The sequence below is a fragment of the Klebsiella sp. R445 genome, assembly GCF_051131755.1.
Classification (GTDB): Bacteria; Pseudomonadota; Gammaproteobacteria; order Enterobacterales; family Enterobacteriaceae; genus Klebsiella; species Klebsiella lignicola.
In genome coordinates this window covers 2,314,554-2,331,354 of record NZ_CP180446.1, presented here as the reverse complement: position 1 = coordinate 2,331,354, position 16,801 = coordinate 2,314,554, and the positions used below count along the sequence as shown (strand labels likewise).

The following is a 16,801-nucleotide window of genomic DNA, read 5'->3' as shown; positions in this document are numbered from 1 at the left end:
CTCCTTAACAACACGCCAGTTCAAAATCAAAACGCTCAGGTACCACGCCAAGCTCGCTATCCAGCGGCAGGAAGCGAATAGCAAAGCGGCTCTTATGGCCGGAAATTTGTGGGTAGAGCTGGCTGGCAATATCCAGACGCAAGCGCAGCAGGTCGGCATCTTCGCCGTTGTCCTGATAAAAACCGTTAAGGCTGGTTTGCTTGCGGAACGGGGCAGAGTTGCGGATCAGATCAAGGATGAGCACCAGCGATTGCGTCAGAGGTTCGAGGCTGGCTAACCATTTTTCGACCTGTTCGTCACGATGCGCTTGAGGCATATGCAGCCAGATATGCAACGTCGGAAGGTCGAAGCTACAGCAGCCACCAGGAATGCTTAGCCGCTGCCGTACCAGGGCAATCAGCCGGTCTTCGCGAAGAAACTGACCGATGCGCGGCGCGGAGATCAGGACGCTGCCGCACTGTTTGAGCTGCTGACGCAAGGCGCCGATGCGCTCTTGATCGACGCCGGGAACTTCAGCCCAGGACTGCAGTTTACGCTGCTGGCGTTCGAGCTCTTTCAGCATGTCCGTTCGGACTTCACCGCGTTCCAGAACATCTAAAAGATCGCCCGCGTTGCGGAAAAAATGCAGCGCATCAGCATAGGTGGCTAACATTGAGTGAACGGACAGCTGCTGCGTTAAAAATTCGATGCGCAGCCAGGTACGCATTTTCTCGTTCAGTGGATGTTCAAACAGAACAGGGGTGTGCATTACGATTTTTCCTGTGAGGCGGCCTGCGATGCCAGGAGTAGATACCGGTCGTGCAGGCGGGCAACATCCGATGCGATGGCATCCGGAGTGCCTGTGTTTTCAATGACATCATCCGCAACGGCGAGACGCTGTTCGCGCGTCGCCTGGGCGGCAAGAATATGTTCTGCATGTTCACGGCTGACCCGGTCACGCGAGATCGTCCGTTCGATCTGCGTCTCTTTCGGGACATCAACGACCAACACGCGATCGGCCTTCGCGGCCAGGTGGTTTTCAACCAGTAAAGGGACAACCCAGAGAATGTAGGGGGAGGTCGCTGCCTGCATCTGTCGGCGTGTTTCCTGCTGAATCAGCGGATGCAGAAGCGCGTTAAGCCAGGTTTTATCGTCGGGGTGGGCGAAGATTTTTTCACGTAACGCGCGGCGGTTCAGCGTGCCGTCATCATGGAGCATCCCTGAGCCAAAATGAGCGGCGATAGCCTGCAGTGCCGGAGTTCCGGGTTCGACCACCTGACGGGCAATAATGTCAGCATCAATAACGTTAACCCCAAGGTGAGAAAATGCATCGGCCACGGTACTCTTACCGCTGCCAATACCGCCCGTTAACGCTACCGTATACCTCATACACTCCGTATCCCGATCTGACCAATGAACTCATTACATTCCAGTGGCGCCGGTCGTACACGCCCCGATGCTCTTACGAGCGAAATCCCATCATGATGGCACAAGCCAACAGACAGGGTTACAACCTATAATGGTTTATTTTGTATATATAAATCAACTGGTTAAATTTAACGCATCCCACGTTGGTGCGCGCTATCGCGTTATTCACTATTCACCAGGTAAATTTATACGATTGTAGCGTAAAAAAAGTGAAAATCGCAGTCTTGCGCAGCCATGATTCGTGCGTATGATAACGTCACTGGAGTTGTGCTCTCACAATAATGCAATTAACCCCAGGAATTCGCACATGCGTATTGAAGAAGATCTGAAGCTTGGTTTTAAAGACGTTCTTATCCGCCCAAAACGCTCTACCCTCAAAAGCCGTTCTGATGTTGAGCTGGAACGTGAATTCACATTTAAACATTCTGGCCAGTCATGGTCCGGCGTGCCGATCATTGCCGCTAACATGGACACCGTCGGGACGTTTGGCATGGCGAAAGCGCTGGCATCTTTCGGCATTCTGACCGCGGTTCACAAACATTATACCGTTGAAGAGTGGCAGAGTTTTGTGCAGTCATCTTCTGCGGATGTACTGAAATACGTCATGGTGTCCACCGGGACTTCTGATGTTGATTTCGAAAAAACCAAACAGATCCTCGCTCAAAATCCACAGCTGAACTTCGTCTGCATCGATGTGGCGAATGGCTACTCTGAGCATTTTGTGCAGTTCGTTGCTAAAGCGCGTGAAGCCTGGCCGCAGAAAACCATCTGCGCGGGTAACGTCGTTACCGGCGAAATGTGCGAAGAGCTGATTCTCTCTGGCGCAGACATCGTGAAAGTCGGTATCGGCCCGGGTTCCGTATGTACCACTCGTGTGAAGACCGGCGTGGGTTATCCGCAGCTTTCTGCCGTGATTGAATGTGCCGATGCGGCGCATGGTCTCGGCGGGCAGATCGTCAGCGATGGCGGTTGTACAACGCCGGGTGACGTAGCAAAAGCCTTTGGCGGCGGCGCCGATTTTGTCATGCTCGGTGGCATGCTGGCTGGTCATGAAGAGAGCGGCGGCAAAGTGGTTGAAGAAAACGGCGAGAAATTCATGCTGTTCTACGGCATGAGCTCTGAGTCCGCGATGACCCGCCACGTTGGCGGCGTTGCGCAGTACCGCGCAGCGGAAGGCAAAACCGTTAAGCTGCTTCTGCGTGGCCCGGTTGAGAATACCGCACGCGATATCCTCGGCGGCCTGCGCTCTGCCTGCACCTATGTGGGCGCCTCACGTCTGAAAGAGCTGACCAAACGCACCACCTTTATTCGCGTACAGGAACAAGAGAACCGCGTGTTCAACAGCCTGTAATGCCAGATGCTGGCGCTTCGCGCCAGCATTTATCCCGCCATACCGCTAATTGCGTCACCCAGATGAAAAATGGGTAGATACATCGCCACCACCAGCACACCCACAATGACTCCGGTTATCAACAACAGCATGGGCTCCAGCAACGTCGCCAGGTTTTCAGCCTGATAATGCGTCTGTTCACTATGGTGTCGGGCGAGATTGTCCAGCATGGTATCCAGCGATCCGGATGCTTCTCCGGTGCGGATCAGCTGTAAGCACAATGAGGTAAAACCACCGCTGCGATCGAGGGCCTGCCAGATGGGGACGCCCTGCGTAATATGCTGATGCACCTGCTGGATCCGCTGACGCCATAACGGGCAGGCTAGCGTATCCTCGACACTTTCCAGACCTTGCAGAAAACTGATGCCGGCGCGTTGGGTGAGGGCAAGAACGGTGAAGATCTGGCTCAGCAATTGCCCGCGGATAAGCTTTCCCACCACTGGCAGAGCATGCAGCATTTTCTGCCGCTGCAGTAGCCACTGTGGCCGGCGCTGGGAGAGCCGATTGAAGGCGATGGGCAAGACGATCGGCAAAATCAGCCAGGGCCAGTGGCGGATCAGCCCTTCACTGGCGTGGATCACTAGCTGCGTCAATAACGGCAGCGGCGTATTGAAGGTTTGATAGATAGCGGCGAACTCTGGCAGAACAAAACAGAGCATCGCCATCACCACCAGCAGGGCCAGGCCCAGAATGATGATGGGATAGCGCACCGCTTTTTTCACTTTCTCTGCCAGTTGCTGCTGCTCCTGTTGCTGACGCGCCAGCTGCAGGCAGCAGAAGTCGAGTTTACCGGTGAGCTCCCCGGTGCGGATCATCGCCAGGTAGAGCGGCGAGAAAGCCTGAGGCCACTTTTCCAGCGCCGCAGAAAGCGAAGTACCCTGCGCCAGCTCCCGAGCCAGGGCGTAGAGCAGCGCCTGCCACTGGGCGTTGGATTGCTGTTGCGCCAGCAGAACAAGGCCTTCTGCCAGCGGAAGCCCGGCTTGCAACAGGGCGGCGAGCTGGCGCACAACCTGACCGCTATAGCGTGGGTGCCAGAGTGCGTTTTTAACCGCGCAGCGGCGAACCGCCAGTGGAATGATACATTCATGGGTCAGCGTCTGACAGATGTCCAGCCGACTTTGGCTCCACTGCGTCCCCTGACAACGTTCGCCTTGCGCATCTACCCCTTGCCAGCGCCAGAGGCGGTTAGTTGTCATGGGGGATCCCCAGTACGCGGATAACCTCTTCAAGGCTGGTCAACCCTTGTTCCACCGCCTCGCAGCCGCTTTCAAACAGCGTCATCATTCCCGCTTCGCGCGCCAGAGACTCAATTTCCATGGTGTTAAGACCGCGGGCAATCGCCTGACGCAGCGCATTGTTCACCGGCAGCAGTTCAAATAGCGCCTGGCGGCCATAGTAGCCGTGATAGCAGTGCTGGCAGCCCACGGCCCGCCAGCGAGGGAGCGGACGCGGCCACAGCGTGCGCGGAACTTCGGCACCCTGGCCGGTTTCACATCGGCAATGCACGCACAGCTTGCGTACCAGACGTTGCGCCACGACCAGCGAGAGCGCGGAAGAGATCATCCAACTGGCAACGCCCATTTGTTGCAAGCGGATCAGGGTTTCGCTGGTGGAGTTGGTGTGCAGCGTCGACAGCACCAGATGCCCGGTCTGCGCGGCTTTAATGGCAATTTCCGCAGTTTCGGCATCGCGAATTTCCCCGACCATCACAATGTCCGGATCCTGACGCAACAGCGCCCGCAGCACGTTCTGGAAGTTAAGTCCGGCGCGGGGGTTAATCTGCGTCTGGTTCATGCCGGCGATCGGGATCTCCAGCGGATCCTCGACGCTGCATATATTGACGGCATCCTGATTGCGGGCCTGCAGCGCGCTGTAGAGCGTCACGGTTTTACCGCTGCCGGTAGGGCCGGTGACCAGCATCAGGCCCTGCGGCTGCTCCAGCGCGGAGCGAAAGACCCTGAGCTGTTCTGGAGCCAACCCCAGGGCGTCAATGTCGAGCGCTTGTTCAACTTGATGTAACAGGCGCAGCACGATTTTCTCTCCGTGACGACAGGGTAGGGTGGCGATGCGAAACGAGACCGAGCGGCCAGCAAATACCAGCGTGAACTGACCGTCCTGCGGCAGGCGGTGCTCGGCGATATCCAGATTACCGAGCACCTTAAGCCGCGCGGTCATTGGGGCGGTAAGCTCAGGCGATAGCAATGGCAGCGGGTGCAGGACTCCATCGATTCGCAGGCGAATACGTAGATGATTTTCCTCGGGTTCAATATGAATATCGGAGGCGCGCTGGTGTAAGGCCTGCTCAAGGATCTGATTGACCTGTTTGATAACGCCTGACGTCATATCGTTGCTGGCGGGTAGCAAAGGTTGATCGGTCTTCAGCCGCTTGTTCATCTGATCCTGGCTCCAGCATTCGATATCGATGCGCTTCTGGGTGGCGAAGCGCAGGGCTTCCATGAGTTCTGGCGCCGGGTTATCGACCACCGCGATGATGATGGTGTGCTCATCGCTGTTGAGCAGCAGGGCATGATAGCGCTGGCAGAGGGTGACCAATTGTTCAGTTTTCATCGTGATGGCCTCAGTTTATGCGAAAGACATCTTCACAGGCCTGCTTGAGCGAACTGTTGCTGGCAACATTGCATACACGTTGCCAGCCGGTGATGCCGTTAGCATTGTCCCAGCCAGGCGTCAGGGTCACGCTCAGACCCGTGAGGCTCTCTTGCCCGTCGAGGGTGGCGATGCCTTTGGCGACGCTCATGGTGGCGACGTAGCGCGTAGTGGCGGGAGACGGTATGCCCTGACTGCCTGCATCGCAGGTAGTGAGGCCGCCGTGTTCGAGGGCGCATAATTCAATGGCCGTGCGGTAGGGTACGAACGTTTGTAGCATGTCGGTCAGGGCGGCTTTACGCAGATAATTCTGGTAAGCCGGAATACCGATGGCGCTTAAAATAGCGATGATCCCGATAACCACCATCAGTTCGATCAGGGTAAATCCGCGTTGTCTGTCCATAAGTGCTCCTTGTGTTGTCAGGAGTACAGTGACGGTCTTCGGCGACGGCGGCGAATGGCAAATAATAGGGTGGGAAACGAGGTTCCAGGCTTTCTGGTGTTGTTACACAGATGGCGGGTGAGAAATGCTAGCGGCTTCGCAAATGATAACCCCGGTGCCGGACGGGCACCGGGGACGTCAATCAACGAAAACGCATGGAGAGATCGAGCGCGCGCACGTGCTTGGTGAGGGCGCCGACAGAGATGTAATCCACACCGGTTTCGGCAAATTCGCGGATAGTATCGAAGGTCACGTTGCCGGAGACTTCCAGCGCGGCCTGGCCCTGGGTCCGCTGCACGGCTTCACGCATCAGGTCGGTGGTGAAGTTGTCGAGCATAATGATATCCGCACCTGCTTTCAGCGCTTCATCCAGCTCATCCAGAGATTCCACTTCCACTTCGACCGGCACGTCCGGATGCAGCCAGAAGGCTTTTTCCACCGCCTGGCGTACCGAGCCGGAGGCGATGATGTGGTTTTCTTTGATCAGGAAGGCGTCGGACAATCCCAGGCGATGGTTGGCGCCGCCGCCGCACAATACGGCGTATTTCAGCGCGGTGCGCAGGCCAGGCAGGGTTTTACGCGTATCGAGCAGCTGGGTTTTGGTACCCGCCAGCAGATCGACATAGCGGTGCACTTCGCTGGCGACGCCGGACAGCGTCTGCACGAAGTTCAGCGCGGTACGTTCCCCGGTCAGCAGAACGCGAGACGGGCCGTCCAGTTCAAACAGCGGCTGATCGGCTTTAATCATATCGCCATCCGCGACGTGCCAGGTGATGCTGACATCGTCGCCGGCCAGTTGGATGAAGACCTCTTCCACCCAGCGTTTACCGCAAAATACACCATCTTCGCGCGTAATAATGACCGCGTGCGAGCGTGTGCCTTCCGGCAATAATTGGGCGCTAATATCGTTGTTGGCATTCACCTCGCCACCGAGGTCTTCCCGCAGAGATTGGGCGACAGCGTCCGGGATATCGAGGTTAATGCGTTCCAGCAGCGCGTCACGGCGGCGGTCGGGATTGTAGCGACGAGGCGACATGATAAAGCTCCAGATAGATAAGATTCAGCAATGGGAAACATGCTAACCTGAACCGCGATTCGACACCACACACACTTGGTGGTTCCTGCCGCCTGGCTCGCCAGTTTTCCCCGGCGTAGACGTTGAATATGCAGAGATGTTGTGCGGCAGGGTGAACGATTTTGTGTATGATAATCAGCATCCTTTGGCCAGTGGAGGCCCGGGAGCACCAGCGAGTGAAAGGAGAGGTCACATGCAGTTGAATGGGGGATGGCTGATGGAGGCGCGTCGGGTTCCTTCGCCGCACCATGATTGCCGTCCGGATGATGAAGCCCCTTCTTTATTGGTGGTGCATAATATTAGCCTGCCCCCCGGGGAGTTTGGTGGCCCGTGGATTGACGCGCTGTTCAGTGGCACTCTCGATCCCAACGCCCATCCTTTCTTTGCCGAGATTGCGCACCTGCGCGTTTCCGCACATTGTCTGATTCGCCGTGATGGCGAAATCGTGCAGTATGTTCCTTTCGATAAGCGGGCGTGGCACGCGGGTGTCTCCCTGTATCAGGGGCGAGAACGCTGCAATGACTTTTCTATTGGTATTGAGCTGGAAGGGACAGACACGCTGGCCTATACCGATGCACAGTACCAGCAGCTGGTGGCCGTGACGCGGCAGCTGATCGCGCTGTATCCGGCCATCGCCGACAATATCACCGGCCATAGCGATATTGCGCCGGTACGGAAAACGGATCCCGGTCCGGCTTTTGACTGGGCAAAATTCCGCGGTCTGCTGACCGCTTCGTCAGAAAAGGAGATGCCATGACGTTGTTTACTACGCTGTTGGTTCTCATCGCTGAACGTCTGTTTAAGCTGGGTGAACACTGGCAGCTCGATCACCGACTGGAAGTGCTGTTTCGTCGCGTGAAGCATTTTTCGTTTGCCGCTACTCTGCTGATGACGGTGGTCGCGATGGCGGCGGTGTTTATCATTCAGCGCCTGCTGCACGGGGTGCTGTTTAACGTGCCATTGCTGATTTTTTGGATCCTGCTGGGGCTGCTGTGCATTGGCGCCGGTCGGGTACGGCTGCATTATCATGCGTATCTTAAAGCGGCATCCCGCAACGATAGCCGTGCCTGTGATGCGATGGCCAGCGAGCTGACACTGATTCACGGTGTGCCGCCCGGCTGCGATAACCGCGAATTTCTCAGCGAACTGCAAAATGCGCTGCTGTGGATCAATTACCGTTACTACCTGGCGCCGCTGTTCTGGTTTGTGGTGGGCGGCAGTTGGGGGCCTGTCACGCTGATTGGGTACTGCGTGCTGCGTGCCTGGCAGACGTGGCTGGCGCGCTATCAAACGCCTCGCCATCGCCAGCAGTCGGGGATTGATGCGATTTTACACGTGGTGGACTGGTTGCCGGTGCGTCTGGTCGGGGTGGTGTATGCGCTGGTGGGGCATGGGGAAAGAGCGTTGCCGGCCTGGTTCGCCTCGTTGGGCGATCGCCATTCATCGCAGTATCAGGTGTTGACTCGTCTGGCGCAGTTTTCTCTGGCACGCGAGCCGCATGTCGATAAGGTCGAGACGCCAAAAGCCGCGGTTTCAATGGCCAAGAAAACCTCGCTGGTGGTGGTCGTCATCATGGCGCTGCTGACCATTTACGGCACCTTGATTTAAACCCTGCCCGTATCCGGACAGGGGGGTATTTTACTCTGTGTCCGCAGCCGGGATGCCGAAGTCTGGCATCCCGTTTTCTTGCCAGCGCACCAGCTTCAGCCGGGTATGGCGATTAGGGTCGTACAGCGGGTCGCCTTCAATTTCGGTGTAGTTCCGGGCGTGATAAACCAGCACATCTTCCCCTTCCGGGGTTTGCGTAAAGCCATTGTGACCGGGACCGTACTGACGGTTCTCATAGCTGGTACGAAATACCGGCTCCGGTGATTTATGCCAGTTTTCCGGGCGCAGCGGGTCGGCCTGCAGGTCTATCCACAGCAGCCCCATACAGTAGTTCTCATCGGTGGCGCTGGCGGAATAGCTGATAAACAGCCTGTCGCCGTGCACCAGCACCGCCGGGCCCTCATTGACCTTAAAACCGCGGCATTCCCAGTCAAATTCCGGTTTGCTCAGCATGACCGGCTCACCTTTCAGCGTCCAGGGATTTTCCAGTTCCGCCAGATACAGGTTGGAGTTACCGGCAATATGCGGGGCTTTCTGCGCCCACAAATACCACTGCTTACCCTGATGCTGGAAAGTGGTGGCGTCGAGGGCGAAGGTGTCGAACGGCGTGTGCACTTGACCTTTTTCCACCCACTGGCCGCTCAGCGGATCGCTGTCGGCACATTCAAGGACGAACATCCGGTGCTGGAACATCCCTAGTTCATCCAGATCGTGAGTGTGGGTGGCGGCATAATAGATGTACCATTTACCGTTAATTTCATGCAGCTCCGGCGCCCAGATCAGCTGACTCATCGGGCCGCTTTCCGGTTTGCGCCAGACCACTACCGGCGTCGCCTGGCGCAGGCCTTCCAGAGTGGCGGCGCGGCGGATCTCCAGCCGGTCATATTCCGGCACTGAGGCGATAAAATAGTAGTGGTCCTGATGGCGCAGAATATACGGGTCTGCGCGCTGTTCAATAAACGGGTTGGGCCAGTTGTTCATCAAGCTTTCCTTACGTGTTCACTGGTTTTGTGATCCTGCCAGGTATTGAGTTCGCTGTAGTTGGTGCGGCGTTTTTCCAGGTCCGACTGGATTTGACGCATAAATTCGCGATTGACCTTCAGCATGCGCACCACGCCGGCGGTGATCAGATAGCCGATGCCGGGGATCACGCTGAACAGCAGCACAATGCCGTTAACCGCTGAGGCGCTCTGTTCTTTGGCGCCCGCGTCGTAGCCGTACCAGGAGAGCAGGAAGCCGACCATGGCTCCCGCGACCGCCAGCCCGACTTTAAGGAAGAAGAGGTTACCAGAGAAGCTGATACCGGTGATGCGTTTGCCGGTTTTCCACTCGCCGTAATCATCCACGTCGGCCATCAGCGACCAGTGCAGCGGCGATGGGATCTGATGCAGGATATTGAGCAGGAAGTAGAGCACCATAATCATCATGGTGGCATGCGGGTCGAAGAAGTAGAAGGCACAGGAGAAGACTGCCAGCACGATATTGGTCCAGAAGAACACCTGCAGCTTGCACCAGCGGTCGGTCAGTACTTTTGCCAGCATGCTGCCGATCATCATCCCGACCACGCCAAGGCTGATAAACAGGGTCGCGAAGTGGGTGCTTTGCTGCATAACCCAGGTCACGTAGTACATGGTGGCCGCCATGCGGATGAAGCCCGGGCAAACGTTGCACAGCGTCAACAGCAGGATGCGGACCCACTGATCATTTTTCCACACGTCTTTAAGGTCTTTTTTCAGTTCATCGTTGGTCTGTACCGCCGGCTGCACGCGTTCGCGTACGGTGGCGAAGCAGAACAAGAACATGCACATCCCGATCAGCGCCAGCACGGTCATCGCCATCTGGTAGCCTTTGGCTTTATCAGCCCCGCCGAACCAGTCAGCCATTGGCAGCAGCGTCAGCGACAGCAGCAGGGTGGCAACGCCGACCATCACGAAGCGGTACGACTGGCAGGCGACGCGTTCCTGCGGATCATTGGTAATGACGCTCCCCAATGAGCAGTAGGGAATGTTGATCGCTGTATAGGTCAGGGAGAGCAGGAAGTAGGTGACGAAGGCATAGATAACTTTGCTGTTATAGGTCCATTCCGGCGTGGTGAACATCAGCACGCTAAACAGCGCATAGGGGAAGGCTATCCACAGCAGCCAGGGACGGAAGCGGCCATATTTACTGCGGGTGCGGTCGGCCATGGCGCCCATAATCGGGTCCGTTACCGCATCGATCACGCGCACTGAGAGTAGCAACACACCGACCAGCGCCGGCGTCAGTCCAAAGATATCCGTATAAAAGTAGTTAACAAACAACATGATGGCGCCGAAAATGATATTACATCCGGCATCACCCATCCCGTAGCCAATCTTTTCTCTGACTGAAAGTTTATTGCCTGCCATCTGGCGATCTCCCCATTACGATATGGAGAGAATTATTTGCTGAGTAACGAATAAATGCGTTGCAGTATTAGGTCAATGATATGGATAAACATGCTATGGAGAGGGAAGTGTGAACCAGCTAACAATGCGCTGTGCCCGTCCGTTCAGGGCGGACACAGCGTTGAGAGATGTATTATTGTGCTTTTACCGCGCTGGCACTTTTCTGTTTAAACAGGTAGCCGACGCCCAGAATCGCAATCCAGACCGGGATCAGGTAAACGGAAATCGCCATTCCCGGGGTCATCAGCATAATCACCAGTACCGCCAGCATGAACAGCAGGCAGATCCAGTTACCCACCGGGTAGAACAGGGCAGGGAAGCGTGAAACGACGCCCTGCTGCTGCTTGGCACGACGGAACTTCATGTGTGCCAGGCTGATCATTGCCCAGTTGATAACCAGGGCGGAGACCACCAGCGCCATCAGCAGGCCAAACGCCGACTCCGGTGCGAAGTAGTTAATCAGCACGCACAGTGCAGTCACCACCGCCGACACGATGATGGTGTTGACCGGTACGCCACGTTTGTCGACGTTCATCAGTGCTTTTGGTGCGTTACCCTGCTGAGCCAGGCCAAACAGCATACGGCTGTTGCAGTAGACGCAGCTGTTGTATACCGAAAGCGCGGCGGTCAGAACAACCACGTTCAGCGCGTTGGCGACAAAGGTATCGCCCAGCTCGTGGAAGATCAGGACAAACGGGCTGGTATCTGCGGTGACACGCGTCCACGGCAACAGTGACAGCAGGACGGCCAGGGAACCCACATAGAAAATCAGGATGCGGTAAATGACCTGGTTTGTGGCTTTTGGAATGCTCTGCTCAGGGTTATCGGCTTCGGCAGCCGTGATGCCGACCAGCTCCAGACCACCAAACGAGAACATGATTATCGCCATCATCATCACCAGCCCGGTGAAACCATGCGGCAGGAAGCCGCCTTGATCCCACAGGTTGCTCACGGTTGCCTGCGGGCCGCCGTTGCCGCTGAACAGCAGCCAGCCGCCGAAGAGGATCATGGCAACAACCGCGACAACTTTAATAATGGCGAACCAGAACTCCATCTCCCCGAACACTTTCACGTTGGTCAGGTTAATCGCGTTGATGGCAACAAAGAACACCGCAGCGGAGACCCAGGTTGGGATCTCAGGCCACCAGAACTGGATGTATTTCCCAACGGCAGTCAGTTCCGCCATCGCCACCAGAACGTACAGCACCCAGTAGTTCCAGCCGGAGGCAAAGCCAGCAAACCCGCCCCAGTATTTGTACGCAAAATGGCTGAATGAACCGGCTACCGGCTCTTCGACGACCATTTCGCCTAACTGACGCATGATCAGGAAGGCGATAAAACCAGCAATTGCATAGCCCAGAATGATCCCGGGGCCTGCAGATTGAATCACCGATGCACTGCCCAGAAACAGGCCGGTACCGATAGCACCGCCCAGGGCAATAAGCTGTATATGGCGGTTTTTCAGGCCGCGCTTCAGCCGATCGCCATGCTGTTGACCTTCCATCATGAAACCTCGTGTGTGGTTATTATGTTTATACGCGTCGTCCTTCAGGTTACTGCTGCGTTGTCTGTCCCTGCCAAATAGCATAGCTATCTATATTCAAGGGAGTTTTAGTCAGTGCAGTCCCGATGGATTTGGCTGTCATATTGTTGTGGTGTGTAATTATGAAGTTCCGTTTTCGTATTGATTTCTTTACGCAAGGCGCAGCATGAAATCGCCTAAAGGCCTTTCGTATCCTGGAGAATAGTGGTAAGCGCGGGTGAATGCACCTGCTTTATGAAGGGATGATGACGAAGCGAACAAAAAGAAACCATTTGTAAATGGCGCTGCGGCAGGGGAGTTGCATTGAATGTGATATTGTATTCACTTTATGTGAATACAATATCGGTTTTTTCAGAGTTGAATCGGTTCAGATAGACTAGTATTTCGTTTCATAAACGTTAATTCTACCTCGAGGTGGGTAAATACATCATTTGTGTGAAGTTACAATTCTGAAATGTTATTTCTGTAAGGTTGTTAAAATGTGCGTGGTTTCCTGATTTCAATCAAAACCTGTATGGACAGAAGGTGAATACTTTGTTACTTTAGCGCTACGAACTGCGAATTGGTAAGACCAATTGACTACGGGCTAATGGCAGAGACAGGGAATATGGCCTACAGCAAAATCCGCCAACCAAAACTATCTGATGTGATAGAGCAGCAGCTTGAGTTTTTAATCCTTGAAGGGACGCTGCGTCCCGGTGAAAAACTCCCGCCTGAACGCGAACTGGCAAAACAGTTTGACGTTTCCCGTCCCTCGCTGCGTGAGGCGATTCAACGCCTCGAAGCCAAGGGCTTGTTGCTTCGTCGCCAGGGCGGTGGAACTTTTGTTCAAAGCAGCCTGTGGCAGAGCTTCAGCGATCCGCTGGTAGAGCTACTGTCCGATCACCCTGAATCCCAATTTGATCTGCTTGAAACCCGTCACGCACTGGAAGGCATCGCGGCTTATTACGCGGCACTGCGCAGCAATGAGGCTGACCGTGAGCGTATTCGCGAACTGCACCAGGCGATTGAGCGGGCTCAGCAATCTGGCGATCTTGACGCCGAATCAGACGCCGTCGTCCAGTATCAAATTGCTGTCACCGAAGCCGCACACAATGTCGTGCTCCTCCATTTGCTACGCTGCATGGAGCCGATGCTGGCGCAAAACGTTCGTCAGAACTTTGAATTGTTGTACGCCCGTCGGGAAATGCTCCCGCAGGTCAGCAATCATCGCACTCGGATTTTCGAGGCGATAATCGCCGGGGAGCCGGAGCAGGCGCGTGAAGCGTCGCATCGTCACCTGGCGTTCATTGAAGAAATTTTGCTGGATCGTAGCCGTGAGGAGAGTCGTCGAGAACGCTCACTGCGCCGTTTACAGCAACGGAAAGATGAGAACTCCGGTTCTTAAGCGCCATTTTTAGAGCGCGGCAACTAAACGCAGAACCTGTCTTATTGCACTTTTAGTTGTTCAAATAATTTTGGATGTATCGCGGCGGCAAGCGCGTCGATTCTCAGGAGCACAGTGAACTATGTGACAGGGATGAAGAAGCGCAGCCAACAAAGAGACAGCCGGAAGTATGAAGAACAAAGAGCGCAATGGGACAGGTTCCAGATTAATCAACGATTAGATAGATAAGGAATAACCCCCATGTCAGAACGTTTACCAAATGACGTGGATCCGATCGAAACTCGCGACTGGCTACAGGCGATCGAATCGGTCATCCGTGAAGAAGGTGTTGAGCGCGCTCAGTATCTGATTGACCAACTCCTTTCTGAAGCCCGCAAAGGCGGGGTGAAGGTTGCTGCTGGCACATCTACAGGCAGTTACGTCAACACTATTGCCGTTGAAGATGAACCGGAATACCCGGGGAATCTGGATCTGGAACGTCGAATTCGTTCTGCGATTCGTTGGAACGCCATTATGACCGTTCTGCGCGCATCGAAAAAAGATCTCGAGCTGGGCGGCCACATGGCGTCCTTCCAGTCCTCCGCGACTTTCTACGAAGTGTGCTTCAACCACTTCTTCCGTGCGCGTAACGAGCAGGACGGCGGCGACCTGGTGTACTTCCAGGGACACATCTCTCCGGGCGTATACGCACGTGCCTTCCTTGAAGGTCGTCTGACTGAAGAGCAGATGAACAACTTCCGTCAGGAAGTTCACGGCAACGGTCTGTCCTCTTATCCGCACCCGAAACTGATGCCAGAGTTCTGGCAGTTCCCGACCGTATCTATGGGTCTGGGTCCGATCGGTGCGATCTATCAGGCTAAGTTCCTGAAGTATCTGGAACACCGTGGTCTGAAAGACACCTCTAAACAAACCGTTTATGCCTTCCTGGGCGACGGTGAGATGGATGAGCCGGAATCTAAAGGCGCCATCACCATCGCGACCCGTGAAAAACTGGACAACCTGGTCTTCGTCATCAACTGCAACCTGCAGCGTCTGGACGGCCCGGTCACCGGTAACGGCAAAATCATTAACGAACTGGACGGTATCTTCAGCGGTGCTGGCTGGAACGTCATCAAGGTTATCTGGGGCGGCCGTTGGGACGAACTGCTGCGTAAAGACACCAGCGGTAAGCTGATTCAGCTGATGAACGAAACCGTTGATGGCGACTACCAGACCTTCAAATCCAAAGACGGCGCCTACGTGCGTGAGCACTTCTTCGGTAAATATCCGGAAACTGCCGCACTGGTTGCTGACTGGACTGACGAGCAGATCTGGGCCCTGAACCGTGGTGGTCACGATCCGAAGAAAGTCTTCGCTGCACTGAAAAAAGCGCAGGATACCAAAGGCAAAGCGACCGTTATCCTGGCTCATACCATTAAAGGCTATGGCATGGGCGATACCGCTGAAGGTAAAAACATCGCTCACCAGGTGAAGAAAATGAACATGGACGGCGTACGCTACGTCCGCGATCGTTTCAATGTACCGGTTGCCGATGCTGATATCGAAAAACTGCCGTACGTAACCTTCCCGGAAGGTTCTGAAGAGCACACCTACCTGCACGCGCAGCGTCAGAAACTGCACGGCTATCTGCCGAGCCGTCAGCCGAACTTCTCTGAGAAGCTCGAGATGCCGACTCTGGAAGATTTCGCACCGCTGCTGGAAGAGCAGAACAAAGAGATCTCTACAACGATCGCCTTCGTTCGTGCCCTGAACGTGATGCTGAAGAACAAATCCATCAAAGACCGCCTGGTGCCGATCATCGCCGATGAAGCGCGTACTTTCGGTATGGAAGGTCTGTTCCGTCAGATTGGTATCTACAGCCCGAACGGCCAGCAGTACACCCCGCAGGACCGTGAGCAGGTTGCTTACTACAAAGAAGACGAAAAAGGTCAGATCCTGCAGGAAGGCATCAACGAACTGGGCGCAGGCGCATCCTGGCTGGCGGCGGCAACGTCTTACAGCACCAACAACCTGCCGATGATCCCGTTCTACATCTACTACTCCATGTTCGGTTTCCAGCGTATCGGTGACCTGTGCTGGCAGGCTGGCGACCAACAGGCTCGCGGCTTCCTGGTCGGTGGTACTTCCGGTCGTACAACGCTGAACGGTGAAGGTCTGCAGCACGAAGATGGTCACAGCCATATTCAGTCTCTGACTATCCCGAACTGTATCTCTTACGATCCGTCTTACGCGTACGAAGTCGCTGTGATCATGCACGACGGTCTGGAGCGTATGTACGGTGAGAAACAAGAGAACGTTTACTACTACATCACCACGCTGAACGAAAACTACCACATGCCGGCCATGCCAGCAGGTGCCGAGGACGGTATCCGTAAAGGTATCTACAAACTCGAAACCGTCGACGGTAGCAAAGGTAAAGTTCAGCTGCTGGGCTCCGGTTCTATCCTGCGTCACGTTCGTGAAGCAGCACAGATCCTGGCGAAAGACTACGGTGTAGGTTCTGACGTTTACTCCGTCACCTCCTTCACTGAACTGGCGCGTGATGGCCAGGATTGCGAACGTTGGAATATGCTGCACCCGCTGGAAACTCCGCGTGTACCGTACATCGCTCAGGTGATGAACGACGCTCCGGCTGTGGCATCTACTGACTATATGAAACTGTTCGCCGAGCAGGTCCGTACTTACGTACCGGCTGATGATTACCGTGTACTGGGTACTGATGGCTTCGGTCGCTCTGACAGCCGTGAGAACCTGCGTCACCACTTCGAAGTTGATGCTTCCTATGTGGTTGTAGCGGCGCTGGGCGAACTGGCTAAACGTGGTGAAATCGATAAGAAAGTGGTTGCGGATGCCATCACTAAATTCAACATCGATGCAGAAAAAGTTAACCCGCGTCTGGCGTAAGAGGTAAAAGAA

14 protein-coding genes are annotated in these 16,801 nt (G+C 55.3%); 5 read left to right on the top strand and 9 right to left on the bottom strand.

Annotation, left to right across the window (positions count from 1 at the left end):
- Positions 1 to 4 precede the first annotated feature (4 nt).
- Together zapD and coaE are read right to left on the bottom strand one after the other, a co-directional pair.
- Positions 5 to 748, bottom strand: coding sequence for a cell division protein ZapD (zapD, locus tag ACMYSN_RS10865; protein WP_462497993.1), 744 nt, complete (start codon positions 746 to 748; stop codon positions 5 to 7).
- Positions 748 to 1,368, bottom strand: a complete 621-nt coding sequence (gene coaE / locus ACMYSN_RS10860; RefSeq protein ID WP_462497992.1) for a dephospho-CoA kinase — start codon at positions 1,366 to 1,368, stop codon at positions 748 to 750. Before coaE ends, zapD begins: the two co-directional genes overlap by 1 nt.
- 346 nt (positions 1,369 to 1,714) lie before the next feature.
- Between coaE and ACMYSN_RS10855 the strand changes: the two genes are divergently transcribed.
- Positions 1,715 to 2,758: a guanosine monophosphate reductase gene (locus ACMYSN_RS10855; RefSeq protein WP_462497991.1), complete on the top strand. Its 1,044-nt coding sequence runs from the start codon at positions 1,715 to 1,717 to the stop codon at positions 2,756 to 2,758.
- A 29-nt stretch (positions 2,759 to 2,787) separates the two neighbouring features.
- Here the strand turns inward: ACMYSN_RS10855 and hofC are convergent, their stop codons facing one another.
- From hofC to nadC, 4 genes are all read right to left on the bottom strand, one after another.
- A complete protein-coding gene (gene hofC / locus ACMYSN_RS10850; RefSeq protein ID WP_462497990.1) occupies positions 2,788 to 3,993 on the bottom strand; it encodes a protein transport protein HofC in 1,206 nt (401 codons plus the stop codon).
- Positions 3,983 to 5,365, bottom strand: coding sequence for a GspE/PulE family protein (gene gspE / locus ACMYSN_RS10845; protein WP_462497989.1), 1,383 nt, complete (start codon positions 5,363 to 5,365; stop codon positions 3,983 to 3,985). Before gspE ends, hofC begins: the two co-directional genes overlap by 11 nt.
- A 10-nt stretch (positions 5,366 to 5,375) precedes the next feature.
- Positions 5,376 to 5,807 carry a prepilin peptidase-dependent protein gene (gene ppdD / locus ACMYSN_RS10840; protein WP_462497988.1) on the bottom strand — a complete coding sequence of 144 codons (432 nt, stop codon included), beginning with the start codon at positions 5,805 to 5,807 and terminating at the stop codon, positions 5,376 to 5,378.
- 181 nt (positions 5,808 to 5,988) lie between these two features.
- A complete protein-coding gene (gene nadC / locus ACMYSN_RS10835; RefSeq protein ID WP_462497987.1) occupies positions 5,989 to 6,882 on the bottom strand; it encodes a nicotinate-nucleotide diphosphorylase in 894 nt (297 codons plus the stop codon).
- Between the two features lie 232 nt (positions 6,883 to 7,114).
- On the opposite strand from nadC, the gene ampD reads away from it, so the two are divergent.
- The gene (ampD, locus tag ACMYSN_RS10830; RefSeq protein ID WP_123757481.1) at positions 7,115 to 7,678 is read left to right on the top strand and encodes a 1,6-anhydro-N-acetylmuramyl-L-alanine amidase AmpD; all 564 of its coding nucleotides are present in this window, start codon (positions 7,115 to 7,117) and stop codon (positions 7,676 to 7,678) included.
- Positions 7,675 to 8,529: a beta-lactamase regulator AmpE gene (gene ampE, locus ACMYSN_RS10825; RefSeq protein ID WP_123757480.1), complete on the top strand. Its 855-nt coding sequence runs from the start codon at positions 7,675 to 7,677 to the stop codon at positions 8,527 to 8,529. Before ampD ends, ampE begins: the two co-directional genes overlap by 4 nt.
- A 30-nt stretch (positions 8,530 to 8,559) precedes the next feature.
- Here ampE and ACMYSN_RS10820 read toward each other — a convergent pair whose 3' ends face one another.
- The 3 genes from ACMYSN_RS10820 to aroP form a co-directional block, all read right to left on the bottom strand.
- Complete coding sequence (locus ACMYSN_RS10820; protein ID WP_462497986.1) at positions 8,560 to 9,510, bottom strand: glycoside hydrolase family 43 protein; 951 nt, start codon at positions 9,508 to 9,510, stop codon at positions 8,560 to 8,562.
- Entirely contained in the window at positions 9,510 to 10,916 is a 1,407-nt protein-coding gene (locus ACMYSN_RS10815; RefSeq protein WP_462497985.1) for an MFS transporter, read from the bottom strand. Before ACMYSN_RS10815 ends, ACMYSN_RS10820 begins: the two co-directional genes overlap by 1 nt.
- 172 nt (positions 10,917 to 11,088) lie before the next feature.
- Positions 11,089 to 12,462, bottom strand: coding sequence for an aromatic amino acid transporter AroP (aroP, locus tag ACMYSN_RS10810; protein WP_462497984.1), 1,374 nt, complete (start codon positions 12,460 to 12,462; stop codon positions 11,089 to 11,091).
- Between the two features lie 643 nt (positions 12,463 to 13,105).
- Here aroP and pdhR point away from each other — a divergent pair.
- A complete protein-coding gene (gene pdhR / locus ACMYSN_RS10805; protein ID WP_123757476.1) occupies positions 13,106 to 13,885 on the top strand; it encodes a pyruvate dehydrogenase complex transcriptional repressor PdhR in 780 nt (259 codons plus the stop codon).
- 240 nt (positions 13,886 to 14,125) lie between these two features.
- Positions 14,126 to 16,789, top strand: a complete 2,664-nt coding sequence (aceE, locus tag ACMYSN_RS10800; RefSeq protein WP_462497983.1) for a pyruvate dehydrogenase (acetyl-transferring), homodimeric type — start codon at positions 14,126 to 14,128, stop codon at positions 16,787 to 16,789.
- Positions 16,790 to 16,801: the final 12 nt, after the last annotated feature.

Bases quoted from the DNA above. Each gene is read 5' to 3' on its own strand.
- nadC (WP_462497987.1), bottom strand. From the start codon at position 6,882: ATGTCGCCTCGTCGCTACAATCCCGACCGCCGCCGTGACGCGCTGCTG.
- ACMYSN_RS10855 (WP_462497991.1), top strand. From the start codon at position 1,715: ATGCGTATTGAAGAAGATCTGAAGCTTGGTTTTAAAGACGTTCTTATC.
- ampE (WP_123757480.1), top strand. From the start codon at position 7,675: ATGACGTTGTTTACTACGCTGTTGGTTCTCATCGCTGAACGTCTGTTT.
- hofC (WP_462497990.1), bottom strand. From the start codon at position 3,993: ATGACAACTAACCGCCTCTGGCGCTGGCAAGGGGTAGATGCGCAAGGC.
- gspE (WP_462497989.1), bottom strand. From the start codon at position 5,365: ATGAAAACTGAACAATTGGTCACCCTCTGCCAGCGCTATCATGCCCTG.
- zapD (WP_462497993.1), bottom strand. From the start codon at position 748: ATGCACACCCCTGTTCTGTTTGAACATCCACTGAACGAGAAAATGCGT.
- ACMYSN_RS10820 (WP_462497986.1), bottom strand. From the start codon at position 9,510: ATGAACAACTGGCCCAACCCGTTTATTGAACAGCGCGCAGACCCGTAT.
- coaE (WP_462497992.1), bottom strand. From the start codon at position 1,368: ATGAGGTATACGGTAGCGTTAACGGGCGGTATTGGCAGCGGTAAGAGT.
- ampD (WP_123757481.1), top strand. From the start codon at position 7,115: ATGCAGTTGAATGGGGGATGGCTGATGGAGGCGCGTCGGGTTCCTTCG.
- aroP (WP_462497984.1), bottom strand. From the start codon at position 12,462: ATGATGGAAGGTCAACAGCATGGCGATCGGCTGAAGCGCGGCCTGAAA.
- pdhR (WP_123757476.1), top strand. From the start codon at position 13,106: ATGGCCTACAGCAAAATCCGCCAACCAAAACTATCTGATGTGATAGAG.
- ACMYSN_RS10815 (WP_462497985.1), bottom strand. From the start codon at position 10,916: ATGGCAGGCAATAAACTTTCAGTCAGAGAAAAGATTGGCTACGGGATG.
- aceE (WP_462497983.1), top strand. From the start codon at position 14,126: ATGTCAGAACGTTTACCAAATGACGTGGATCCGATCGAAACTCGCGAC.
- ppdD (WP_462497988.1), bottom strand. From the start codon at position 5,807: ATGGACAGACAACGCGGATTTACCCTGATCGAACTGATGGTGGTTATC.